General features: G+C 66.4%; 18 protein-coding genes, 1 tRNA gene, 1 pseudogene and 1 riboswitch. Of the genes and pseudogenes, 11 read left to right on the top strand and 9 right to left on the bottom strand.

The genetic code is table 11. The features are described from left to right. Position 1: 1 nt before the first annotated feature. On the bottom strand, positions 2–772 hold the full coding sequence (gene trmB / locus JZY91_RS10105; protein ID WP_234947738.1) for a tRNA (guanosine(46)-N7)-methyltransferase TrmB: 771 nt from the start codon (positions 770–772) through the stop codon (positions 2–4). Between the two features lie 131 nt (positions 773–903). On the opposite strand from trmB, the gene JZY91_RS10100 reads away from it, so the two are divergent. Next, positions 904–2,865 carry a phosphoenolpyruvate carboxykinase (GTP) gene (locus JZY91_RS10100; protein ID WP_234947737.1) on the top strand — a complete coding sequence of 654 codons (1,962 nt, stop codon included), beginning with the start codon at positions 904–906 and terminating at the stop codon, positions 2,863–2,865. A 198-nt stretch (positions 2,866–3,063) separates the two neighbouring features. On the opposite strand, the gene JZY91_RS10095 is transcribed toward JZY91_RS10100, so the two are convergent. Continuing rightward, positions 3,064–3,888 carry a class I SAM-dependent methyltransferase gene (locus tag JZY91_RS10095; RefSeq protein ID WP_234947736.1) on the bottom strand — a complete coding sequence of 275 codons (825 nt, stop codon included), beginning with the start codon at positions 3,886–3,888 and terminating at the stop codon, positions 3,064–3,066. A 4-nt stretch (positions 3,889–3,892) separates the two neighbouring features. Here JZY91_RS10095 and JZY91_RS10090 point away from each other — a divergent pair, with 4 nt between their 5' ends. Then, positions 3,893–5,002 carry a glycosyltransferase family 4 protein gene (locus JZY91_RS10090; protein WP_234947735.1) on the top strand — a complete coding sequence of 370 codons (1,110 nt, stop codon included), beginning with the start codon at positions 3,893–3,895 and terminating at the stop codon, positions 5,000–5,002. Positions 5,003–5,014: 12 nt separating this feature from the next. Here JZY91_RS10090 and JZY91_RS10085 read toward each other — a convergent pair whose 3' ends face one another. From JZY91_RS10085 to JZY91_RS10075, 3 genes are all read right to left on the bottom strand, one after another. Continuing rightward, positions 5,015–5,467 carry a DIP1984 family protein gene (locus JZY91_RS10085; protein WP_234947734.1) on the bottom strand — a complete coding sequence of 151 codons (453 nt, stop codon included), beginning with the start codon at positions 5,465–5,467 and terminating at the stop codon, positions 5,015–5,017. Between the two features lie 355 nt (positions 5,468–5,822). Then, positions 5,823–6,074 carry a three-helix bundle dimerization domain-containing protein gene (locus JZY91_RS10080; RefSeq protein ID WP_234947733.1) on the bottom strand — a complete coding sequence of 84 codons (252 nt, stop codon included), beginning with the start codon at positions 6,072–6,074 and terminating at the stop codon, positions 5,823–5,825. Positions 6,075–6,464: 390 nt separating this feature from the next. Next, on the bottom strand, positions 6,465–8,135 hold the full coding sequence (locus tag JZY91_RS10075; RefSeq protein ID WP_234947732.1) for a hypothetical protein: 1,671 nt from the start codon (positions 8,133–8,135) through the stop codon (positions 6,465–6,467). On the opposite strand from JZY91_RS10075, the gene JZY91_RS10070 reads away from it, so the two are divergent. Then, positions 8,134–9,270, top strand: a complete 1,137-nt coding sequence (locus tag JZY91_RS10070; protein WP_234947731.1) for an acyltransferase — start codon at positions 8,134–8,136, stop codon at positions 9,268–9,270. The genes JZY91_RS10075 and JZY91_RS10070 overlap by 2 nt on opposite strands. Positions 9,271–9,634: 364 nt before the next feature. Here JZY91_RS10070 and JZY91_RS11910 read toward each other — a convergent pair. Further along, positions 9,635–12,649 (bottom strand): annotated as a pseudogene (locus JZY91_RS11910) (alpha-(1->3)-arabinofuranosyltransferase family protein); the annotation flags it as partial. Between the two features lie 71 nt (positions 12,650–12,720). After that, positions 12,721–12,936, bottom strand: coding sequence for a DUF2613 domain-containing protein (locus tag JZY91_RS10055; protein WP_234947730.1), 216 nt, complete (start codon positions 12,934–12,936; stop codon positions 12,721–12,723). 87 nt (positions 12,937–13,023) lie between these two features. Between JZY91_RS10055 and JZY91_RS10050 the strand changes: the two genes are divergently transcribed. Both JZY91_RS10050 and JZY91_RS10045 read left to right on the top strand, forming a co-directional pair. Then, positions 13,024–14,208 carry a glycoside hydrolase family 3 N-terminal domain-containing protein gene (locus JZY91_RS10050; RefSeq protein WP_234947729.1) on the top strand — a complete coding sequence of 395 codons (1,185 nt, stop codon included), beginning with the start codon at positions 13,024–13,026 and terminating at the stop codon, positions 14,206–14,208. A gap of 114 nt (positions 14,209–14,322) precedes the next feature. Next, on the top strand, positions 14,323–16,029 hold the full coding sequence (locus JZY91_RS10045; protein WP_370639291.1) for a VanW family protein: 1,707 nt from the start codon (positions 14,323–14,325) through the stop codon (positions 16,027–16,029). A gap of 34 nt (positions 16,030–16,063) precedes the next feature. On the opposite strand, the gene JZY91_RS10040 is transcribed toward JZY91_RS10045, so the two are convergent. Further along, the gene (locus tag JZY91_RS10040) at positions 16,064–16,879 is read right to left on the bottom strand and encodes an alpha/beta fold hydrolase (protein ID WP_234947728.1); all 816 of its coding nucleotides are present in this window, start codon (positions 16,877–16,879) and stop codon (positions 16,064–16,066) included. A gap of 61 nt (positions 16,880–16,940) precedes the next feature. After that, a riboswitch (SAM riboswitch) is annotated at positions 16,941–17,056 on the top strand. Between the two features lie 176 nt (positions 17,057–17,232). On the opposite strand from JZY91_RS10040, the gene JZY91_RS10035 reads away from it, so the two are divergent. Further along, the gene (locus JZY91_RS10035) at positions 17,233–17,769 is read left to right on the top strand and encodes a hypothetical protein (RefSeq protein ID WP_234947727.1); all 537 of its coding nucleotides are present in this window, start codon (positions 17,233–17,235) and stop codon (positions 17,767–17,769) included. 93 nt (positions 17,770–17,862) lie between these two features. Here the strand turns inward: JZY91_RS10035 and JZY91_RS10030 are convergent. Then, positions 17,863–17,933 (bottom strand) — tRNA-Gly (locus tag JZY91_RS10030). 93 nt (positions 17,934–18,026) lie between these two features. Here JZY91_RS10030 and dcd point away from each other — a divergent pair. From dcd to JZY91_RS10005, 5 genes are all read left to right on the top strand, one after another. Then, positions 18,027–18,590, top strand: coding sequence for a dCTP deaminase (gene dcd / locus JZY91_RS10025; RefSeq protein ID WP_234947726.1), 564 nt, complete (start codon positions 18,027–18,029; stop codon positions 18,588–18,590). Positions 18,591–18,719: 129 nt separating this feature from the next. Continuing rightward, positions 18,720–19,388 (top strand): transposase, encoded by a 669-nt coding sequence (locus JZY91_RS10020; RefSeq protein WP_234947725.1) that lies wholly within the window; start codon positions 18,720–18,722, stop codon positions 19,386–19,388. After that, positions 19,385–20,377: a DDE-type integrase/transposase/recombinase gene (locus JZY91_RS10015; RefSeq protein WP_234947611.1), complete on the top strand. Its 993-nt coding sequence runs from the start codon at positions 19,385–19,387 to the stop codon at positions 20,375–20,377. Before JZY91_RS10020 ends, JZY91_RS10015 begins: the two co-directional genes overlap by 4 nt. 52 nt (positions 20,378–20,429) lie before the next feature. Continuing rightward, positions 20,430–21,701: an ATP-binding protein gene (locus tag JZY91_RS10010; RefSeq protein ID WP_234947724.1), complete on the top strand. Its 1,272-nt coding sequence runs from the start codon at positions 20,430–20,432 to the stop codon at positions 21,699–21,701. Between the two features lie 72 nt (positions 21,702–21,773). Further along, entirely contained in the window at positions 21,774–22,433 is a 660-nt protein-coding gene (locus JZY91_RS10005; protein WP_234947723.1) for a hypothetical protein, read from the top strand. Positions 22,434–22,478 lie beyond the last annotated feature (45 nt).

Below are 22,478 nucleotides of genomic sequence, written 5' to 3'. Positions count from 1 at the left end.
TCTAGCCCTTCTTCCGCCACAGGTACTCGCGGATCACGTGGTCCTTGTCCAGGCCCTTGCCTTCGAATTTAGTGATCACCTGGCGGTCCGTGAGCAGCGGCGCGTCCTCCCACGGCCAGCCCATGTATTCCAGCTGCGGCTCCACGTCCACCAGCTCATCAATCCACTCGGCGTAATCCGCGTGGTCAGTAGCCACGTGCAGCACGCCGCCGGGTTTTAGGCGGGTGGCAATAAGGTTCAGCGTGCCGGACTGGATGATGCGGCGCTTGTGGTGGCGCGCTTTCGGCCACGGGTCCGGAAAGAAGATGCGCACGCCGTCCAGCGACTCCTCGCCGAACATACGGGCCAGCACCTCCACGCCGTCGCCGCGGATCATGCGCACGTTGTCGATGTCGCCCCGCACCACGGAGCCGAGCAACTTGGCCAGGCCCGGCTTGTACAGTTCCACGGCCACGATGTTGGTGTCCGCCTCAAGCGGAGCCATCGCCGCGGTGGACGTTCCGGTGCCGGAACCAATCTCCACGATGGTGGGGTGCCCGTCGCGGCCGAACCAGGCGGGGATGTCCAAAGTTTCGTCGGCAAGCACCCGCCCCAGCTTCGGCCAGTACTCCTCGAAGAGGGCCTCCTGGTTGTCCGTGAGGGTGCCGCGGCGGAACGTCACGGAGCCGAGGCGCGGGTAATCAAGCCCGGTATCAAACTGGGTTTGCAGCGGCCGGCCCTGCGGCAGCTCACCGGTTCCTGTGCGTTCGCTGGAAGTATCGGGAGTATTCATCGCCTTAATTGTCCACATGACATGCGGGAAAACAAGTTTCGCGGGGCTGATGGTTTGTCAAGTTGGCCACGGGTCGGCGGGTGTTTCGTTAGGCTTGGGAGTTAAGTGAAGGTGTTTTAGAAGGAGAGACCATGACCACAGCAGTCAAGCGCCTCGAAGGCCAGCAACCCACGGACAATGAGGCCCTTATCGCCTGGATCAACGAGGCAGTCGACCTTTTCAACCCGGACCGGGTGGTGTTCGCGGACGGCTCGGATGAGGAGTGGGACCGCCTCGCGGCCGAACTGGTGGAGAAGGGCACCCTGATCAAGCTCAACGAGGAGAAGCGCCCGAACTCCTACCTCGCCCGCTCCAACCCGTCCGACGTTGCTCGCGTGGAGTCCCGCACCTTTATCTCCACCGAGAAGCAGGTTGGCGCGGGCCCGACCAACAACTGGATGAAGCCGGAAGCGCTGAAGCAGGAGATGCGCGAGCACTTCGACGGCTCCATGAAGGGCCGCACCATGTACGTCGTGCCGTTCTGCATGGGCCCGATCTCTGACCCGGACCCGAAGCTGGGCGTGCAGCTGACGGACTCTGAGTACGTGGTCATGTCCATGCGCATCATGACCCGGATGGGCACCCAGGCGCTGGAGAAGATCCAAGGCGACAACTTCGTGCCGTGCCTCCACTCCGTGGGCCACCCGCTGGAGGAGGGCGAGGAGGATGTCGCTTGGCCGTGCAACGACACCAAGTACATCTCCCACTTCCCGGAGACCAAGGAGATCTGGTCCTACGGCTCCGGCTACGGCGGCAACGCCATCCTGGCGAAGAAGTGCTACGCCCTGCGTATCGCATCCGTGATGGCGAAGGAAGAGGGCTGGATGGCTGAGCACATGCTCATCCTCAAGCTCACCAACCCAGAGGGCAAGGTCTACCACATGGCCGCCGCCTTCCCGTCCGCCTGCGGCAAGACCAACCTGGCAATGCTCACCCCGACCCTGGAGGGCTGGAGCGCAGAGGTGGTCGGCGACGATATTGCTTGGCTCAAGCTTCGCGACGACGGTTTGTACGCCGTCAACCCGGAGAACGGCTTCTTCGGTGTTGCACCGGGCACGAACTACGAGTCCAACCCGATCGCCATGCGCACCATGGAGCCGGGCAACACCCTGTTCACCAACGTCGCGTTGACCGACGACGGCGATGTTTGGTGGGAGGGCATGGACGGCCCGAAGCCGGAGCACCTGATCGACTGGCGCGGCAAGGACTGGACCCCGGAGGATGACCGCAAGGCGGCACACCCGAACTCCCGTTACTGCGTCTCCATCGCCCAGTGCCCGACTGCTGCGCCGGAGTACGACGATTACCGTGGCGTGAAGATTGACGCCATCCTCTTCGGCGGCCGCCGCCAGGACACCGTGCCGCTGGTCACCGAGGCGTACGACTGGGAGCACGGCACCATGATCGGTGCGACGCTCTCCTCCGGTCAGACCGCCGCGTCCGCCGAGGCCAAGGTGGGCACCCTGCGCCACGACCCGATGGCGATGCTGCCGTTCATCGGCTACAACGTGGGCGACTACTTCCAGCACTGGATTGACATGGGTGAGGCCGGCGGCGACCGCATGCCGAAGGTCTACCTGGTCAACTGGTTCCGCCGCGGCGACGACGGCCGCTTCCTCTGGCCGGGCTTCGGCGACAACTCCCGCGTGCTGAAGTGGATCACCGAGCGTATCGACGGCAACGTGGGCGCCATCGAGACCGTTGTGGGCCACACCGCTCGCGCCGAGGACCTGGACCTGACCGGCCTGAACATCCCGATCGAGGATGTGCAGGAGGCGCTCTACCCGGATCCGGAGGGCTGGAAGTCCGACCTCACCGAATCCCGCGAGTACCTCGAGGAGCTCGGCGCACGCGTGCCGCACGAGATCTTCGACGAGCTGGACCTCCTCGCCGAGCGCATCAAGGTGGCCAACCGCGCCACCAAGCGCATGACCGAGGTCATCGCCGAGGCCGTGTCCAAGGCCATCTCCGAGGCCAACGCCGCTGGCGAGGCCAAGGTGGCCATGGCGAAGGCAGAGCGCGAGGCCGAGGCAGCCGCCGCCAAGGGCGACTAGGTCTTCGGCCGCGGCGCTGACGCGGTCCAGCCCGCGGAACGAGTTTGTCATCTCGGATGGCGACCTGGGGATATGTGAAGCGCTCGGAACGAGTTTGTCATCTCGTTCCGGAGCGCCCTGCCAGAGGTTACATTCCGCCAGCTAGCTCAGAGGCATATTTGCGGAGGTCGCTAAAAACCGCCGCGCAAACCTCAAGGCTCACTCCTTGAGAAGCACCAACACCAGGTTGGACACCAGAAACTCCCGCACAACGGGGATGTGAACCAACCACCACGCCCACCAGGGGTGATAGCGCGGGAACGCGGCGGCGAGGCGGGCGCCCGGGCGCGCTGAGCCCGCCCGGCCACCATCAACCGCCCGGCCGTCGCCAACCACCCGGGCACTCCCAACCTCCCGGCCCCATCGCAGCCCCTCAGCTGCAGAAACAGCGAACAGGGAGTCGCCCCACACATTTTTCGGGGCGTGGCCGTGGATGCGCTCGTAGCGGCGGCGCGCAAACTCGCCGCCCACGTAGTGCTGCCACAACCCGGTCTCGTGGCCGCCGAAGGGACCCAACCACACGGTGTAGCTCAGCACCACCAACCCGCCTGGCTTCACCACCCGCAGCATCTCTTCGCCCATCGCCTGCCAATCAGGAATGTGCTCGGCCACGTTGGAGGAAAACACCAGGTCAAAAAAATTATCGGCAAACGGCAGCGCCACGGCATCGCCACGAACCGCGCCGTAGCCCGAAATACCAGCCGCGGACATCTCGGACACGCTCGGCTCCATGCCCACGTACCAGCCGCCGGGAAACATCCGCGCGAACTCCTCGGCGAAGTAGCCCGGTCCGCCGCCCACGTCCAGCACGGCAGCGGTGTTCAAGGTGGTGGCTGTGAGGTCGTTCAAGGAAGCGTCGAGAAGCAAAAAAGTGTCCCGCGCCAGACCGGAATAGAAAATGCGGGGGCGGAACTGTTCGTACCGGAATGAGCGCAGGAGGCGCAGCGAGCGCGCGAGTGTGGCCAGGCGGCGGGTACGGTACATGGCAATGAAGATACTGCTGTTGTGCTGGCGCGATTCGACTCACCCGCAGGGTGGGGGCTCCGAACGCTACCTGGAGCGCGTGGGGGAGTACCTCGCGGCGCGCGGGCATGAGGTGGTGTACCGCACGGCGAAGCACACGGACGCGCCGCGGCGCTCCCGTCGCGCCGGCATCAGCTACGAGCGCGCCGGAGGCAAGTACGGCGTGTACATCCTCGCGCCGCTGGCGATCTGGCGGCACCGCCCGGACGTAATCGTGGATACGCAAAACGGCATCCCGTTCTTCGCGCGCCTGTTCACGCGCCGCCCGGTCGTGCTGCTCACGCACCACTGCCACCGCGAACAGTGGCCGGTGGCGGGCCCGTTGATCGGGCGGCTGGGCTGGCTGCTGGAATCGCGTCTCGCCCCGCGCGTGTACCGCGGCGCGCCGTACGTCACGGTCTCGGAAGCGTCGCGGCGCGACCTCGTGCGCCTCGGGGTGCGCGAGCACGACATCAGCATCGTGCCTAACGGCGCCGATCCCGTGCCCGAGGGCACTTTGCTTATCGACGACACCCTCACCCACCTCATCACCCTCTCCCGCCTCGTGCCCCACAAGCGCCTCGAGCTGGCGATCGATGCCGTCGCGGAGCTCGACGGCGTGGTGCTAGACGTAGTCGGCTCCGGCTGGTGGGAGGACAAGCTGCGCGAGCATGTGGTGCGGCGCGGCGTGGAGGATCGGGTGGTGTTCCACGGCCACGTCTCTGAGAGCTACAAACACGCGTTGCTGGAGCGCGCCGCCGTGCATCTCATGCCCTCCCAGAAGGAGGGCTGGGGCATCGCGGTGATCGAGGCCGCGCAACACGGCGTGCCGACGGTCGCCTTTGCCAACGCCGGCGGCGTCACCGAATCCATCCGCGATGGGGTGACCGGGCGGTTGGTGCAACCCGGCGAGCGCTTCGCCGGCGTGGTTGCCCGCGTGGTGCAAGAGGTTGGTGGGGCGGGTGGCGCTTCGCACATGTCCGACGCCGCGCGCGAGTGGGCCGCCCGGTTCTCCTGGGAGGAAACGGGTCGCCTGTTCGCTGAGGTGCTCGATCGCGCGGCGCGTAGCACCCAGCGCGGTTTCGCGTGCGATTAGCCGCCAGCGCGGCTAGATCAGCTGGGTCGACCAGTTGATTTGCTGAATCTTCGTGTCCAGCTGGCGGTACTCGCGTGAGGCGGTATCTGCCATGTCCCGCAGCTGCGCCACGTCCACGGTGGGCACGAAGCGTACCTCGGAGCGGGAGTAGCGGTCGTGCCTCACGGCCGCGGATTGCGCCACGTCCGTGTACAACCGACGGGCTTGGAGGAGGGCATCGCGCCTGGCGATAGCGTCGGTAAGCGTGGCCCCCTCAAACGGGGTCTGCGCGTTGGTGTGGTTGATGCGGCGCACCAGCGTCTCAATCTCCTGCAGCAGCTCGGCAGCCTCGGCGAGGAGCGCAGCCGGGTCCTCTGCAGGAGCGTCACCCTCCTGGACCAGCGCGCTTTCCGCCAGGCGCTGCTTGAGCGCGTTCAGCCGGTCCTGCGCCTCAGCGCGGCGCGCCAGTGCCTCTGCGAGCAGCATGTTGCCTCCTAAAAGTCTGTCCCCGTTCCCAACCCTCGCCCGCATGCGCGTGCCGACGCCTCCCCCCAACGCCACGGTAGTAATCAATGCGAAATGCGGACCCCATGGGGAGGGTCAATGCCCATGTGCAACGTGCAGGCCGCGCGAATCTGTGCGGTGAGCGGAGTCGAACCACTCGGCCCTTGAGTAAGCGGCCACAGGGCGCCTGAGAGCTGCCATAGCCCGGGCAGAAACGGGGTTCTTGGCGTTCGCTGAGGTGACGACGGCCCGCTTCCGCGAGCTACCGACAAATGAAGTTATGTGAGGCCCGATCGTAGCGCATTGCCCTCCCAACTGGCTATACAGATCTTGGAGGTTAGGCGGCAACCGGGAAAAGGTCGCCAGCGTAGAGACGGTTCTTCATCTCGGCCTCGACAAGCACCGGCACGAAGTCCTCGATCTTTGCCGTCGCGCGGTGGTGGCGCAGGACGGCATCGAAAGCGTCGTTGATCTCGAGGACGTCGAAGCGGTCGGACCACTCGTTGATCAAATCCTGGCGGATGTTGCGCAGTGCGCGCTCGCGGATGATGGAGAAGTCGATGTTGTTGATATCGGTGAAGTTGCGCATTGTTGTGCGTCCTTTCAATGAGAGTTGTTGTGTTTTGCGTATTTCAAGGTGTTAGAGGCTCGGCGCAAGTTCGCCGGCCGTGAAAGTGAAGGCCTGCCAGCGCTGAGTCTGTGTCCCGCGCTGCGTGGCGATCACTGCCGCTAGTGGGTCTGTCATCGGATGGCCTCCTTTCTCTCTTTGCGGTTCCGCTTGATTGCGTAACCTTTTGTTCATCTGGCGTTCACTTTAGGCATGTGGCGTTAATCATGCAAGAGGCGCCACTATTGGCGTGCGCCATTGGTGGGTTAAAGCCAACTAATATTGGCGAATGTGCAGTTCAGGGGCGTTTAGAACGAGGAAATTTACTGAATGTGATCTACAACACATACGGATTCATGGCCTAGTTCAGACCTAGTTCAAGGACATCCGGCGTGGTCGTCGGGAAGGGCGGGGAGCGCCCGGTAGCAGCGCCAGCAGCGGCACGGCGCACCAAAGCGCAAACAGAGCCACGCCTACTGGTGGCCAGCCGCGCGCAGGCGCGCCGGTCTCCGCCACCTGCCCGTCTGGGAACACCACCAGGCCGATGCCTAAGTCCCGCAGCTCGGCGGCGGTTTCTTCCGGCATGTGGGAACCGGCCGCCGCGCCACCCGCCTTCTGCAGCGCCGCGTGGGCGTGCGACCAGCGTTGGGAGGGAGGGTCGGTCAAGTGAGCGTCGACACGCAAAGCCCCGGACTCCACCACGTTCATTGCCTTCGGTGCGGGGTCGACGGCGACGGCCCCGGTGCCGAGGGTGACCAGCGTGGGGCGGTCGACGAAGAGGACATCGCGGCCCGCGTGCGCCACGGTGGGGACCTCGATGCGTGTTGGCGCGAGCTGCGCGATCGCCAGCGGCGCGTCCGGGACCTGCAGTAACGCGAGGGCGAGGGCCACGGGGGCGAGGCGCGGTCGGAGCGCACCCGCCGCGGCGACGAATGCGGGGATGGCGAGGATGAGCCACTTTTGGGCGTCGCGAAGCAGGCCGCCGCCGGGCACATTGACGACGATCACTTCAAGCCACCCAGCCCACGACGCGAGCGCGACCCCGTATCCCAGCGCGGCGAGGGCCAGCCAGCGCCGGGTTACCTCGCGCCACGCGAGTGCCAGGACCAGGAAGAGCGCGATGCCGAACACGGCGAAGCCGGCAGCGCGGGACGGCGGGACTGCGTGGGAGTTCCAGATGCCACCCAGGCCCATCAGCGCGCCGAGGGTGCCCACGCCGGTCTCCGCGCGCGGGGCGAACGCGGCGGCACCGGCTGCCGTGGAGGTTCCGGAGGCGCCGGTCGCGGCGCTGGTGGCGGCGCTGGTGCCGCTGGCCGCGAGCACGCCCGCCACGACCCATGGCGCGCATGTGAGTGCGCTGGTCAGCAGGCCAAGTCGCCCGCGGGAGAACAGCGCCGCCGCGATTGCGCCGGTGGGGGTGAGGGAGGCCAGCCACTGCGCCACGATGCCGCCCGGCCGGGCGGTGTTGGCGGGCCGGACTGGGTTGCCCGGCCGCGCGGTGTTGCCCGGCCGCGCGGTGTTGCCCGGCCGCGCGGTGTTGATTGCCGCGCCGCCGCCACCCGACCAGCACAATGCCACAGCAGGCAACAACCATGCCGCCGCGGCCAGGGACCATTGGCCCTGCAGCAGCCGCTCCACCACGAAGGGGTTCCACACCGCCACGGTCATCGCAGCGGCACGGCCGAACGTGGAACGCCCCAGCCACCACCCGGCCCAAGCGGCAGCCGCCGCGGACACCACCATGATCACGCGCACGGCCAGCATCGGCCAGGGCAGAATGCCCAGCAGCGAGTCCTGCGGCACGTTGCGCGCGGGGAGGTCGCCGAACCCCAGCGATGCCCGCGTGAGGGTCATCTGGTCGAACACCATCATGTCCCGCAGCGCGAACGCCGGCACGCTAGCGCCAGCGCCGCCATCACCGTAATCCCCAGGGCCGCCAGCACCCACAACCCCCACCGGCATCAAGAACGGCCAGGTCACCGCGACAACGAGCATGGCGGCGTACGCGCGCAGCCACCACGCGGCCCGCCCGTGATCACGCATGCGCGTTCCCTACAATGGCCACATCGGAAACCATAACGTACTGCCTGAGCTGGAGGGTCTGCGCGCGGTCGCGGCCCTCGGCATCCTGACCACGCACGTTGCGTTCCAAACCGGTACGAAGTCGCCGCTGCTGGAGCGGTTCGACTACTTCGTCGCCGTCTTCTTCGCGCTCTCGGCGTTCCTCCTCGCGCGGGGTGGGCTGCGGGAGGGGTACTACGAGCGTCGATTAGCAAGGCTCGCCCCGGCGTACCTAGTGTGCGTGGCCACGGTGCTTGCGGTGCTGCCGCCGCTGACCACGGTGACGCGCGGGCAGGCGCTGGCGAACCTGCTGCTGGTACAGATTTACGTGCCGGACGCGCTCATCGACGGCCTCACCCAACTCTGGTCACTCTGCGTCGAAGTCGCGTTTTACCTGGTCCTGCCCCTGTATCTGCGGCTCGGTGCGCGCGGCCGCTGGCTTACGTTGCTCCTCGCGGTTCCGCTCGGCCTGCTCTGGCCGTGGCTCATCGACCCCATCACCACCCCCAACCTCCAAATTTGGCCCCCGTCCTACGCGCCGTGGTTCGCGGTCGGTCTGGTGCTCGCGGAGCTTGAGCGTTACGACGTTCACTTTTCCCCACCCCGCTGGCCCTTTCCCCTGCTCGGGTTGGGGGTGGCTTGGTTCGCCGGCGTGATTGGCCCGCCGGGGCTGACGCATCCGACCCCCGCCGAATTCAACGCCCGCGTGATTTTGGGGACGGTGTTCGCGGCTTGTTTCGTGGCGCCGTACGCGCTAGCGCCGCGGTTTGGGGGTGGTGAGCTTGGGGGTATGGCTGCCCCGCAAAGCACTCTGGCCCCGCTGATCTCACCGCGAACCCCTGTCTTGCAAGCCCCACTGGCTTCAGCGCCAATGCGGGCGCTGGGCCGCTGGTCCTACTCCATCTTCTTGTGGCACGTGGCGGTGCTGTACTTCGCGTTCCCGGTGCTGGGGGTGCCGTTGTTTAGCGGGCACTTCGTGCCGGTGTGGCTGTTTACCGTGGTGGTGAGCGTGGCGGTGGCGTATGTGTCCTATGAATTGGTGGAGTTGCCCGGCGCCCGCTTCTTGCGGCGGTTGCAGCGCGGCCGCCACGGTCGCCACGGTCGCCACGCCAGGTAGCTCACCCGACGGCGGGATTGCGGGGTGGCGCGGTGGCGGGGTGGGGTGGCGCAGTGGCGGGGTGGTCGCCATTTGGCGGGTCTCGGGGCGAACCTCCCGTAATAGCGCACAACGCCTGGCCACCCCGCCGGAACGAGTTTGTCATCTCGTTTTGCGACCTGGGGTTTTGCGGTGCCCCCGGAACGAGTTCGTCATATCGTTCCGGGGTGATGGGTTTATCAGGGCCGGGCGGGGCGGTCGGGCTCGTGGGGCTGGCTTCCACCCAGGCGGGGCGGTCGGGCTCTTGGGGCTGGCTTCCCCGGGCAGGGCGGTCGGGTTGGGCGGGGCGGCCGGGTTGGTCAGGGCCGGGCGGGTATGGCCAAGCGAGGGCCGCCACCGCGAGGCAGCCGGCGAAGGCGAGCAACCAGGTGTCGCCGGCGTAGTTCGTGGCGGGCCAGGGCGCGCGGGCCAGCCACAACCCCGCAGCCGCCATCGCGCCGCCGGCCAGCCAAGATGCCCTGATCAGGGTGAACCGCTGGATTGCCCAAGCGACCACAACAGCGGCGGCGCCGACAAGCGGAGCTGCGGCAAAGGCGGCCAGCACTGGCGGGGCGGCCAGCACCGGCGGGGCGGCCAGCACCGGCGGGGCGGCAGCCAATGGCCAGGGCCCCGATTCGTCGCCAAACGGCTCGAAGCGGCGCCACGGCACCCAGAGACACCCGGCCAGCACCACCAGCGAAAACGCACCGCCGAAGAATAGCGAGGCGCGATACGCCGTGTCGCCGGCGTTCCACATCGCAAACGAGCCGGTCGCGCCGGGGGGAATGATGAAGGCTTGGGAGGAGGCGTCGATACGCAATGGCTCCAGCGGAGTGCCGCCGATGCTGGCGCGGAGACCGTCGTTGAACGCGCGTGTGGTGAGCACGAGGCGCGCGCGGTCGGACGCCACGACCTCCCCAGAAAACGGCTCCCAGCTGGGCAGATCCAGCGCCTGCGTCAGCAGGATCGTCTCGGCGTCGGTAACCAGCTCGTGGGTGCCGGCGGGGAGGTGGACAATGCCGTGGACTTCCGTGCCGTTGATGCGCGCGGGCGCGGAGAGCTGCCACTTGGCGTCGACAGCGGTGGTGAAACGGCGTTGCAGCACGTCGGTTGCGGGGAAGCGGCGCTGGAAGAAGTACGCGTCGCCGGTGCCTGGAACTTCGACGATGCGGGAAGTGCCGGCGTCGATCTCCGCGAGGCCCACGGGCTCCGTCAGCCGGATCCACGGCGCGGCGGGCACGGTGCGCGGCTCGCCGCCGACGAGGGTGACGGTGCGGCTCACGGAGCCGTCCGAAAGCTCGACCCGCGTGGTGTCCGTCGCGGTGATGGTCATGCGCTCGGCCTGCGTATCGACGAACACCCACGCCGCCCGATCCCCCGGAGCCGGCCACCACGCTGTGTCCTCCAAGCCGTCGAACGCGCTGGTCAGCGACTTGGCTGGCTCCGGTAGCACGCGCCTCACCATCCATGGCTACAAAGGAGCGCGTGCCTATCGACGGATAATCTTTCAACCTATTCGCCACCGTTGCGTCCTCATCGAAGCTGGTCAGGTGGGCGGATTGGCCACCCAGCGTGCCGTAGTTGCGGGCGGCGAGCGCGGGCGTGTCGGTGATAAGTGAAGCGGCTTCGCCGGGGCTGATGCCTGCGGCGGCGCCGTCGCCGCCACCGTCGCCCACGAGCTGCGCGGGGAAATAGCCCAGCTCGCGCCACAGCAGCGGGAGGACCTCGCCGCCGCCGTCGACGGAAAGTGGAGTGTCTGCCGTGACCATCATCCCGCGGTCCGGCTCCAACAAGTAGATGGAGAGGTCGCCGAACTCCGCTGCGGGTTCGCCCAGCGAGTCCGCGGTGTCGTTGGAGCCGTCGGTGCCGGCGAGGGGCTCTATCACGCGGCCCACGCCGGCCTCGTCGAGATCGCGACGCACGACCACCGCGCCCACGCCGATGGACCGCAGCGCCTCTGCATCCAGGGCGGCCACTCGGCCACTTGCCCGTCCAACCCGCGGATAGCTTCCGGGTCCACTAGGGGGATGGCGTCGCGGACGGCGAAGGGGACATCGGCAAGCGCTTGGATGGGTTCGTCCCGCGTCCAACCCCACTCCTGGCGGGCGAACGACGCCGCTGGGGCGACCAGTGTGCGAGTACCCGCTGCGTGCTCGTTCAGCCACTCGCCGGCGGCGACCCAATCGGGCGAGACCTCCTCCCACGTGCCTTCCGGGAGGAGGCGCAGCGACCACGCAGGCGCGATCGCGATCGTCGCCACCAGCACAGCGCCGACCACCTGCGGCGAGGGCCGGAAGTCTACGCGGTGCCGGGTGGCCCACGCCGCCACCAACCACCCGGCCCCCAGGCACAGCGGAAGGTGCACCAGCGGATCGAATTTGTGGAGGTTGCGGAAGGGGGCGAGGGGGCCATCGTAAAGCGAGGGCACCAGCGCCGCGCTGGCCATCAGCGCGAAGCCGGCGCAGAGCATGAGCACGAACGCGCGGCGCTGCGGCATGTCCCCGCGCGCAAGTCCTGCGAGGCCCAGCGCGGCGACGGCGCAGGTGGCCAGCACAAACGTCGGCTCCGCGACCAGCAGGAACCCCGCGACGCGCTCCGCGTCCACGAACGGGGACCAGCTGGTAGTGCCGCGGAGGATTTCAACGGGGTTGAGCCAGGCGGTGGTCACGCCGGCGGATTCGATGAACTCGGTGAACGGAGGCGAGTAGCGTCCCAGCACCAACAGCGGCCCGATCCACCACGCCGACACGGCCGCCGCCCCAGCAGTGAATACAGCCGCACGGCGAACCTCCCTGCGCCACAGGAGGTACAGCCCCGCCGGCACGCACGCCGCGATAGTGGCGGCGGCGTTCACGCCGCCCATCAGCGCCACGGGCACGATCGCCGCCGCGACGTTGGGGCGTTTACCCACAAGCGGAACAAGCGTCCACGGCACCAGCGCAACTGGCCACGCTTCGGAGGAAATGGCCGTGAGTGTGGTTAACACTCGCGGCGAGAACGCGTACAACCCCGCAGCCAGCACCGGGCCAACCACCCCCGGCACGCCAATGCGCCGGGCCAGCGCCAGCGTCCCCGAGTACGCCAGCCCCGCCAGCAGCGTCCACCAGAGCCGCTGCGCCACCCAATCCGGTACACCCAGCACATCCAGCAGCGCGAACCACGCGCCCTGCGGAAAGAAGTAGCCGTAGGCCTGGTTCTGCATCTGGCCCAGCGGGAACTCATCCGTCCAGGCATGCAGCGCGCGGCGAAGGAACCCAACCGGATCGGCCGTCAGGTCAAACTTGGTGTCGGCCGCCACGCGCCCCGGCGGCTGCAGAAACATGAGCAGCGCAATACACAGCCAGCCCACCACGTGCGACAAACCCGCCGCGCCGCCAGCCCGAAACCGGCCTTGCACCCGGCTGTGCAACCGCCGCGCCCCCACGGCCTCGCCTACTGCCGCGAGCCGTACTCCGGCCCGCCAAGCACGGCCTGATCCGCCGGCACCGCGCCGCCGGTGGGCACGGTGGTCTGCCCTGAAAACGCCGCGATTCCCAGCACACCCACAATGCCCAGCACAACGCCCATGACCACGCTGGCCAGCACAGAGCTCAGCGCGCGCCCGCCCGCAGCCGGCGCCGCGACGGGGACCTCAACGCGGTGTGACATGGCAAGAACCCTACCAGCGCGCCGCAGAATCCCATGCGTACAGTGGATGGCGTTTCGCCCCAAAACTCAAAGGAGGCAGGAGGCTCGGTGGCACGTTTCGCGCGCGGTTTGCTCGCTGGGGCTTTGTGCTTGGCGACGTTAACTTCGTGCGTCGCAAAGCAGGAAGCCCCTGTGCCCACGCCGGAACCTGTGGTGGAACAAGCCTCGTCTCCGCCGCCGGCTCCCGTGGACCCCGCGGTAGCGCGCGTGCCGCAGGACCTGCGTGCGAAGGTGGCCAGCCTGATGGTTGTCGGGGTGAGTAACTATGACCAGGCGCGGGCGGCGCTGGATCAGGGCGCGGGTGGGCTGATTGTGCCCAGCTGGGCGGATCCGGCGCTGCTGCATGAGCCGGGGCGGGATCTCAACGCGCTGCGGGCGGAGTACGGCGGTTACGGCCACCCGTTTACCGTGGCCATTGATTTTGAGGGCGGGCGCGTGCAGCGCCACACGCACGTGCTGGGGGAGTTCATGCCGCCGCGCGTGCTTGCCGGCACGCCGGACGAGGTGATTCAGGGCACGGGGTACGACATCGGGGTTTCGCTGCGTGCGCACGGCATGAACGTGGATTATGCGCCGCTGCTGGATCTGGACCTGGTTGGGTTGGAGATTGTGGGGGACCGGGCGCTGGGGTCGGACCCGCACGAAGTCGCGCGGGTGGCGGGGCTGTTCTCGCAGGGCCTGGTGGATGCGGGTGTGACGCCCACGTTCAAGCATTTCCCCGGCCACGGGCGTGCGTCGGGCGACACGCACCACACGTTGGCGGTGACGCCGCCGATTGAGGAGCTGCGAGCGGTGGACATGCTGCCCTACGGCCCGCTGTTGTCCCGCTTCCCGCAGGCCAGCGTGATGATGGGCCATATGATCGTCCCCGGCCTCGTGCCCGCGGGGTGGAACCCGGCGGACTTCGGCGTAGGTATCCCGAGCTCGCTGAACCCGGAGGCGTACCGCATCCTGCGCGAGGGCGACTACCCGGGCGGCGTGCCGTACGACGGCCCCGTGGTTACCGATGACCTCTCCGGCATGCGAGGCATTCTGGATTACGCGCCGACACCGGAGGCGGTGAAGCGGGCGATCGGCGCAGGGGCGGACCAGGCGCTGTGGTCCTCCGGCGCGGACCTGCCGCACATCATTGACGTGGTGGTGGCGGCGGTGGAGGCTGGCGAGATCCCAATGGAGCGGATCGACGAGGCCGCGGTGCGCGTGCAGCGCCAGCTCATCAGCGTCGGGCTGTAGCCATCGGGCTGTGGAATCCGCGTTGATGGATGCGCTAGCGTAGAGCGGGTGAGTACGGTAAAGGCGAGTTCCCAACGCTCCAGCAACGGCCGCGGCGGCAGGATCGCGCTCGGCGTGGTGCTGGGGCTGTTTGCGGTGCTTATCGCCCTGTACGTGGCTGACGTGGCAATGAACCGCGGCACCGTGCCCCGCGGCACCACTGTCGGCGGCGTGGCCATCGGCGGCATGGCGCCGGACGAGGCGCGCGAGACCCTCCAGCGCGAGCTGGGTGGGGTGGAGGACAAGCCCGTCGAGGTGAAGGCCGGCGGCAAGCGCGCGAAGATCGTGCCCGCCAAGGCAGGTCTTGGCATCGATTGGCAGGCCACCGTGGACGCGGCGGGGGAGGAGTCCCTGAACCCCTTCACCCGCATCGCCGGCTTCTTCCGCACCCACGAGGTGGATGCGGTCCCCGCTATCGACGACGCACGGTTGGACCCCGCGCTGGACCGCGTCCGCCGCAACCTCGCCCAGGAGCCCAAGGACGGGGCCATTACTATCGACGGCGGCAAGGCCACCATCAAAGCTCCCGAGCCCGGCCAGGAAGTGGACCAAGCGCTGCTGCGAGACCGCGTCACCCACGGCTGGCTGAACCCCAATGGGGTGACGGTGGAGCCGACGGTGCTGGACCCGGCTATTGACGACGCCGCTCTTAAAGTCGCCCAGGAAGGCCCCGTGCGTGCGGCGCTGAATGGGCCGTTGATTCTGCGCGGCAGCTACCACCGCACCGAGGGTGCCGAAGGTGCTGAGGGCGCTGCCGGTGAGGGCGCTGCCGGTGCCGAGGGCGCCGAGCCGGCTGGCGCCGTCGCCGCCTCCGTGCCGCAGGAACGTCTTGGTGAGGTGATTCAGTTCCCCGTCCGGGACGGCAAGCTCACCCCGGAAATCAACCGCGAGGCCGCCCAGGCAATTCTGGGGGAGCAGCTTGCGGATACGGAAACGGAGCGTCGTAACGCGCGCGTGCTCAGCGGCGGCGGGGTGCAGCCCTCCGTGGACGGGTACGAGATCAACTGGGATGCCACCTTCGAGGGCTTCGACGACCGCGTGCTAGGCACCGCCCCGCGCGAGTGGGACGCGGTGTATGAGGAGGTGCCGGCGGACTTCACCACCGAGGAAGCCCAGAACGCCACCTTCGACCAGGTTGTCGGCTCCTTCACCACCGGCGGCTACTCCGCAGCCTCCGGCGAGAACATTGCGGTTGTGGCCCGCACCGTCAACGGCGCGGTGGTGAACCCGGGCGAGACGTTCTCTCTCAACGGCTACACTGGCCCGCGCGGCACCGCGCAGGGGTACGTGGAATCCGGCATCATCCTCAACGGCCGCGCGGACAAGGCCGTGGGCGGCGGCATCTCCCAGTTCGCCACCACCTTGTACAACGCGGCGTACTTCGCGGGCATGACGGATGTTGCCCACACCCCGCACTCCTACTACATCTCCCGCTACCCGGCCGGCCGCGAGGCCACCGTGTTCGAGGGCGCGATTGACCTGCAGTTCCGCAACGATTCCGCCTACCCGGTGAAAATCACCACCTCAGTCGGCGGCGGGCAGGTCACCGTGAGCCTGATGGGTGTGAAGACCGTCAGCGTGGAATCCGTCAACGGCGGCCGCTGGTCCCCGACCGAGCCGAAGGAACAGACGGTGACGGATGATTCCTGCATCCCGTCCTCCGGCACGCCGGGATTTACTACCTCGGACACCCGGATTATCTACGACCTTGCCGGCAACGAACTCTCCCGCGAGACCCAGACCACGGTGTACAACCCGCAGCCGATTGTGAAGTGCGGCTAGGGGCGGGGCCGGCTACGCGGCCGTTCGCGCAGCGCTAGATTCCGCGCACCGGCGGCGGGGTGTGGTCGCCCGGTTCGCGTGACAAGCCCCACTCAGTCAGCCGGGTGAACAGCGGGTCGCGCGGCATCAGCTCGTGTCGCGGCGCGTAACCGCCGTACCACTCGCCAACATCGATGTTGGCCACGTCCGCGCCCTCCTGCCGCAGCTCAGACGCGGAATTCGGTGTCACCACAGTGTCCGCCGGCGAGTACAGGGAGGTGTACACCACCCGCGGATCCGTATCCGGGACACCAGCGCGCTCCGCGGACCACGCGGATCCGGCCAACTGCTGCGACGCGCCGCGTGTGGCAAACAGGCGACCCAGCCACGGGTACTGCTCTAGCAGCGGATTCATCCACTTCACACGCCCGTGGAAATCCGTGCCGTGGAAGTTCGCGCCCATCGCCACTACGCGCCGCACCTTCTCTGCGCCACCGGCGGCAATGTAGAGCTTGGTCATCAACCCGCCTTGGCTGTGGGCGACAATATCCACCTGCGTAGCGCCCGTGCGGTCCAGCACGCGTTCCACGTTCTCCGCAACGTCCGCCACAATCGCGTCCAGGTCCCCAATCCCGCGCACGCCCGGCGCCAGCTGGTCCCCGTAGTCGTACCCCCACACCCAATAGCCGCGGTCGCGCAGGTACTCGGCGTTCTGCCGGAACGCCCTGGTGCGCGAGTTGATGCCGTGCAGGTACAGCACGGGCGTTGGAAAGCGTGGCGCAAAGGAAGGGTCGTTGAAGGGCAGCGCCGGCCGCCCCTCGAGCCCAAGCGCCGCGCCCGCCGCCCACATCGCCGCCACTGCAATCCGCATGGGTGCATTATGCTTGCCGACGCTTGCGCTAGACCAAGCGGTCTAGTATTCTGGCGCTCACGATCACGAAGTCCGACGAAGGTCTCCCGGCCCGTCGGCTGGCAACCGCGCACATCGCGCACGGTGCCCCCGGGAGAAGATCGGCCGGCTGCGAAAACGCCGCCGGAAGTGCGATTAACCAAGGAGTGTTTTGGGGTGTCCCGGATCTAAGCCCGCTTTTCAGTGCTTCCCGTAGTGGTGAGATTGCTGCCCGCCCGCCGGTGAATAAAAGCGGTGAAACCGTTGAGGCAGACAAAGCGGTCTAATAATCTGGGGTCACTCCGCAAACCTCCAAGGAAAGAAAGGATAGGAATATGTGGGCGCCTGCAACGCTGGACAACCTGACCGGCCAGACCCTGACGTTCCTGGTAGATAGCACTCCCGTAGTGCGAACCTTCCCCTCCTCCGAGGCGGTTGTGGAGTTCATGTGCACCGCCGGGACACAGTTTGAGTTCAACGCAGCAGACAACTCGGTACGGTCCGTGGCCGGGGTTGTAATTAACTTGCCAGAGCTCGCCGCACCGCAGCATTTTGTCCCGCACACGAAGTGCCGCTTGGTTACCGGCGGCCACAACGTGCACCACCTTCCGGTGCTGCGGGCGGTGAATGACCGCGCAACGCTGTGGCTGCCCGTGGACATTCTTGAGGTGGACGGCCAAAAGGTTGTCTTCGGTACACCCGAGGGCGTGACCACCGGGTACTCCCACGACCCGGAGCGTTTTGCCAGGATGCGGGAATACTCGCCGAAGTGGCGCGTCCTGCGCGGCGCGGCCAGCGACCATGAGCTCGGCGGCACCACCCGCGAGTTCTGCAACTTCGCCGCTCAGCCCATCGGGCCCTGCGTGGGGTAGTTACCTGCTGCTGCGATAGCGGGCGAAACCGACTGACCGTCGAAAAGCAAAAAGCCCTGCGGATGCAATAACCGCAGGGCAAACGAAATTTTGAGCCGGCGACGGGAATCGAACCCGCACTCTCAGCTTGGGAAGCTGATGTTCTACCACTAAACTACGCCGGCGCTGCCAGGCTGAATGCCCAGCGCAGCTCACTTTAGCACCGGCTGTCCGCGCCCCAAAAATGCCCTAGAACCGGCCCCACTAGACTCGGGTGCGTGCTGCTCTCCGATCATGACATTCGCGCCGCCATCGATTCCGGCCAGCTGGGGATCGACCCGTTCGACCCCACTCTGATCCAGCCGAGTTCCATCGACGTGCGCATGGATAACCTCTTCCGCGTTTTCAACAACTCGAAGTACACGCACATCGACCCGAAGCTGGAGATGCCGGACCTGACCACGCTCGTGGAGGTCCCGGAGGAAGAGCCGTTTGTGCTCCACCCGGGTGAGTTTGTCCTCGCGTCAACGTTGGAGAAGTTCACGCTGCCCGCGGACCTCGCCGGCCGCCTCGAGGGCAAGTCCAGTCTGGGTCGTCTCGGCTTGCTCACGCACTCCACCGCTGGATTCATTGACCCGGGCTTCTCGGGGCACATCACGCTGGAGCTATCGAACGTCGCAAATCTGCCCATCACTCTGTGGCCGGGGATGAAGGTGGGGCAGCTCGCGCTGTTCCGCATGACATCGCCTGCCCAGACGCCGTACGGTTCCTCTGCGCTCGGCTCGAAGTACCAGGGCCAGCGCGGCCCCACGCCCTCGAAGGCGTACCTCAATTTTCGGTAATTCCTGCAGAACGTAAACTACAAGTCCTGCAAAACGTAAAGTGCAATTCCTGCAAAACATAAAATAGGCGGGGGTTGAGGGGGACTGAAGCTTTCCTGTGAACCGTCGGCCATCGGTGAGGAGTTCCAGATGAGTTATCCGTTGGCGGTTCGTGAGCGTGCCGTCGAGCTTTACGGCAAGGGTCTAGAGCCGCAGCAGGTACGCGCCCGTTTGCGTGAGGAAGGTGTCGATCCTGTTCCCTCGGCGGCGTCGATTTGGCGGTGGGCAGTTGATGCTGAGCACGGTGTTGAGGTGGATCATCGCCGGCGCAGCCCGAGTGAGATCGCCGCAGCGGTGCGGGCGGCATTGACCTCACCGGGGTCGCTGCGGGAGATGAGCCGGCAAGTTGGTGTGTCGCCGGCTACGTTGTCGATTTGGGTCCGCAGTTTCGCTCCTGAAGAAGAGACGCGGCGTGGGATGAGCCCTGAGCAGCTAGAGCAGGCGACACTGTGGCGTGTGGAACAACATAAACGCCGCCCGCGCAAAAGCGCATCGCCGCAAGCTTCCAAGCCGTCTAGCGCTAAGGCTGCCAAGATTGCCAGTGAGCAGCACGTGACGCAGCTCGATGATGCTGCGTTGCCGGATGATCCCGAAGAGCTTAAAGCGATGTTGCGCCACGAGCGGTTTTTACGGCTTGCGGATAGGGCCTTGTTCGAGGCTGCGATGGAGTCGGAGGGAAAAGCCCCAGCCCGGAGACGTTCGACAGCGTGGTCGTCGCTCAAGCTGTTCAGCGACTCCGGGCGCACGGATATCAAGTGAAAGCCAGCTGCGAGCACTTCGGGTTGAACCCGAGCACCTACAAGCATGCGTGCCGGCGGTTAAAGTACCCGACGTCGAAGCGCAAAGCTGCCGCAGCGGCGGTCATCGCGGTGTCGAAAGCGAGCAACGGCATCTACGGCTACCGCAGGATCTTGGCGCTGTGCAGGCAAAACGGGTGGACGATAGGTGAGAAAACAGTACGCGCCATCATGTACGAAGAAAACCTCACCCCGAAGTCCAAGCGCGCCATGAGGTACCGCTCCTACAAAGGAGAAAACGCCCACCGGCCGGCGAATAAGCTGCTCATCGGGGACCTGGATGAAGCAGCGGCCGCAGATGTCGTTGTCTCGCAGGGCTACTCGCGCGAAGCACGCAGGCGTCGCGCTGCCCTTGAGCCCGACTTGGTTCACGACTTCTACGCCGATAAACCGAACGAGAAGTTCGGCACCGACGTCACTGAGTTCGCCTGCCGAGACGGCAAGGTCTTCTTCAGCCCCCTGATCGACTTCCATGACAATCTGCCCGTCGTCTATACCATGAGCACCAGCCCGAACGCCGCGCTGACGAACACCATGCTGGAGGCTGCGTTGGCAACCTTCCAGCCCGGAACCAAGCCGGTCATCCACTCCGACCGCGGGTGGGCCTACCGCCACCCGGAATGGGTCGGCATGCTCACCGACCCCACCCACGACCAGGCAGCATGCGACACCTGCGACCCGGGCAAACCCTGCGACAACGCCTGGGTTGCAATCCCATCGTTGTCGCGAGTCGGCAAAAGCGGCGATAACGCCAGGGTGGAAGGATTCTTCGGCCTGCTCAAAAGGGAGCTCTACGCCGCCGGAATTAACTCCGAAAAGATGGGCACCGAGGACTTCATGGACTATCTTGAAACCCACCTGGACTGGTTCGTCTACGAAAGGCTCACCACACACCCAGGTAAGGGCTACACAACCCTGGCAGAGCGACGCGCTCTAGCCACAGCTACCTAACAAACACGACTAGATGGCCACAGAGGTTCACAGGAAAGCCGCAGTCCCAGGCATGGATACGCCTCAGATCGCAGGCAAGGAATACAAGCCGCGAGTAGTGGACCAGCGGATGGAGTTTCTGCTGGAAGCAGGCGGGGCCGTGATCGTTGAAGGTCCGCGTGGATGCGGTAAAACGATGACTGGCCTGCACCACAGTGCGTCGTTTGCTCTCATTGATGATCCGGCGACCAACCAAGTGGCAACCCTCGCCACCAGAAGCGTGTTAGCTGGTCCGCGGCCGCGGTTGTTGGACGAATGGCAGACGGCGCCAGACCTCTTCAACCTTGTCCGGCGAGAGGTAGATGCCACGGATGCGCCAGGGCAGTTCATCCTTGCGGGTTCCGCTGTTCCCCCAGACAGCTTGACCCGCCACACCGGTGCTGGTCGGTTCCTGCGCATGCGGCAGCGCACTCTCACGCTGTATGAAAAGGCTGGTTACGCTCCCGAAGTGTCCCTTGCTGCCCTTTTCGACGGGGAAGCGCTCGAGCCAAATGCGAACCAAATTAGCTACGAGGAGGTCATCCAGAACTTCCTCATCCCGGGCTTCCCCGGGTACCGCCCTGGCAACGAGCAGGTCGTGCTCACTCAGCTGCGGGCGTATCTTTCGGAGACTGCACGCTCAGACATGCAGCGTGTCGCGGACCTACGCATTACCCCGCTTGCAACCGAACGGTTGATCACCGCCATTGCGCGTTCTACGGCAGCGGGGGTCTCTGTCGCGACACTTCGGAAAGACCTGGATGCTGTGAGTCCCGGCATTTCCCTGCCTACGGTGAAGAAGCTCCTGGATAGCTTGCAGCGGATTTTCGTGGTGGAGGCCGTGCCGGCGTGGGCCCCCCGCCTGAGGTCGAAGGCGCGCCTCCGGGTAGCGCCCAAGCACCACCTGGCGGACGTGGGTCTGGCCATTGCTGCACTCGGGGCGACGAGCAATTCTCTCAGCAAGGACCCGGAGACAACAGGACTGCTTTTTGAATCGGCGGTGGTGCATGACTTGGCGGTCATGGTTGAGGCGATGGGCGGCTCGATCCACCACTACCGGGACTCGAACGGCAACGAGATTGATGCGGTGCTCACGCTGCCAGACGGGCGGTGGGCAGCAGTGGAGGTGAAGCTGGGATTCAATGGCGTTGAGCACGGAATTGCGTCGCTACGCAAGGCCACCGCGTCGATCGATCACGAATTTGGGCCGCCGGCATTCAAAGCAATCATTACCGGCACCGGAGTTACTGCCACGCTTGCGGACGGGTTCTGCACCTTCCCGCTCCACCAGCTCAAGCCAAATTAGGCCCCAGCCCTGCGCGGCACTTTCGGTAACCTTGAGTTGAAGCATCAAGCTTTACGACGAAAGGAACTCCCCATGACCAACCCCAACACCCCGAACAATTCCGAGGGCCTGTACACCGACGCAGCTGGCCTGAACGCCACCGATTCCGCTAACACGGCCAACACCGAGGCGAAGGCTTCTTCCTGCGGTTGCGGCCACCACAAGCCGGTTGAGACCACGCAGGTCCGCGAGGAGATCAAGATTGTTCCGGCGGACCACGCCACCAACACCGGTGCTTCCTGCGGCTGCGAGCCGGGCCACTGCCGGTGCGGCCACCACCAGACTTGCGATTGCGCTCCGGGCGAGTGCAAGTGCGGCCACAACCACGGCCTGCAGGACAACGCGGACGCCGCGGCTGCGCACGCTGAGGCTTCCTCCTGCGGCTGCGGCCACCACCACGAGGCCCCGACCGCTGTTCCTGCGGAGGAGACCCCGGCCAGCACCAACAACACCACCGCCGAGACCGCGCCGGCCGGCTGCTGCGGCGGCCACGGCCACCACGGCATGACCGAGGAGGAGTACCTCGACCCGGACAAGACCGATGCGAACAACATCGACCCGGCTGTGAAGACCGTTGAACCGGCTGCGGGCCACAACGAGGGCACCGAGTGGAACGACGGCATCCTCCCGACCGAGACCGGTGAGGCGACCGAGTCCGGTGCCGGCCAGTCCGAGGACGGCCAGATCAACTAGCCACACTCCCGCATAGCGCCGCGCATGTTCGCGGCGCTTTTTGCT

The organism is Corynebacterium sp. CNCTC7651 (assembly GCF_021496665.1).
Taxonomy (GTDB): Bacteria; Actinomycetota; Actinomycetes; order Mycobacteriales; family Mycobacteriaceae; genus Corynebacterium.
Note: the sequence above shows the minus strand (reverse complement) of the source record. Positions and strands in the feature narration are given on the sequence as shown.

Coding starts and splice junctions, on each gene's coding strand:
- trmB (WP_234947738.1), bottom strand. CDS start 772: ATGAATACTCCCGATACTTCCAGCGAACGCACAGGAACCGGTGAGCTG.
- JZY91_RS10100 (WP_234947737.1), top strand. CDS start 904: ATGACCACAGCAGTCAAGCGCCTCGAAGGCCAGCAACCCACGGACAAT.
- JZY91_RS10095 (WP_234947736.1), bottom strand. CDS start 3,888: ATGTACCGTACCCGCCGCCTGGCCACACTCGCGCGCTCGCTGCGCCTC.
- JZY91_RS10090 (WP_234947735.1), top strand. CDS start 3,893: ATGAAGATACTGCTGTTGTGCTGGCGCGATTCGACTCACCCGCAGGGT.
- JZY91_RS10085 (WP_234947734.1), bottom strand. CDS start 5,467: ATGCTGCTCGCAGAGGCACTGGCGCGCCGCGCTGAGGCGCAGGACCGG.
- JZY91_RS10080 (WP_234947733.1), bottom strand. CDS start 6,074: ATGCGCAACTTCACCGATATCAACAACATCGACTTCTCCATCATCCGC.
- JZY91_RS10070 (WP_234947731.1), top strand. CDS start 8,134: ATGCGCGTTCCCTACAATGGCCACATCGGAAACCATAACGTACTGCCT.
- JZY91_RS10075 (WP_234947732.1), bottom strand. CDS start 8,135: ATGCGTGATCACGGGCGGGCCGCGTGGTGGCTGCGCGCGTACGCCGCC.
- JZY91_RS10055 (WP_234947730.1), bottom strand. CDS start 12,936: ATGTCACACCGCGTTGAGGTCCCCGTCGCGGCGCCGGCTGCGGGCGGG.
- JZY91_RS10040 (WP_234947728.1), bottom strand. CDS start 16,879: ATGCGGATTGCAGTGGCGGCGATGTGGGCGGCGGGCGCGGCGCTTGGG.
- JZY91_RS10035 (WP_234947727.1), top strand. CDS start 17,233: ATGTGGGCGCCTGCAACGCTGGACAACCTGACCGGCCAGACCCTGACG.
- JZY91_RS10020 (WP_234947725.1), top strand. CDS start 18,720: ATGAGTTATCCGTTGGCGGTTCGTGAGCGTGCCGTCGAGCTTTACGGC.
- JZY91_RS10010 (WP_234947724.1), top strand. CDS start 20,430: ATGGATACGCCTCAGATCGCAGGCAAGGAATACAAGCCGCGAGTAGTG.
- JZY91_RS10005 (WP_234947723.1), top strand. CDS start 21,774: ATGACCAACCCCAACACCCCGAACAATTCCGAGGGCCTGTACACCGAC.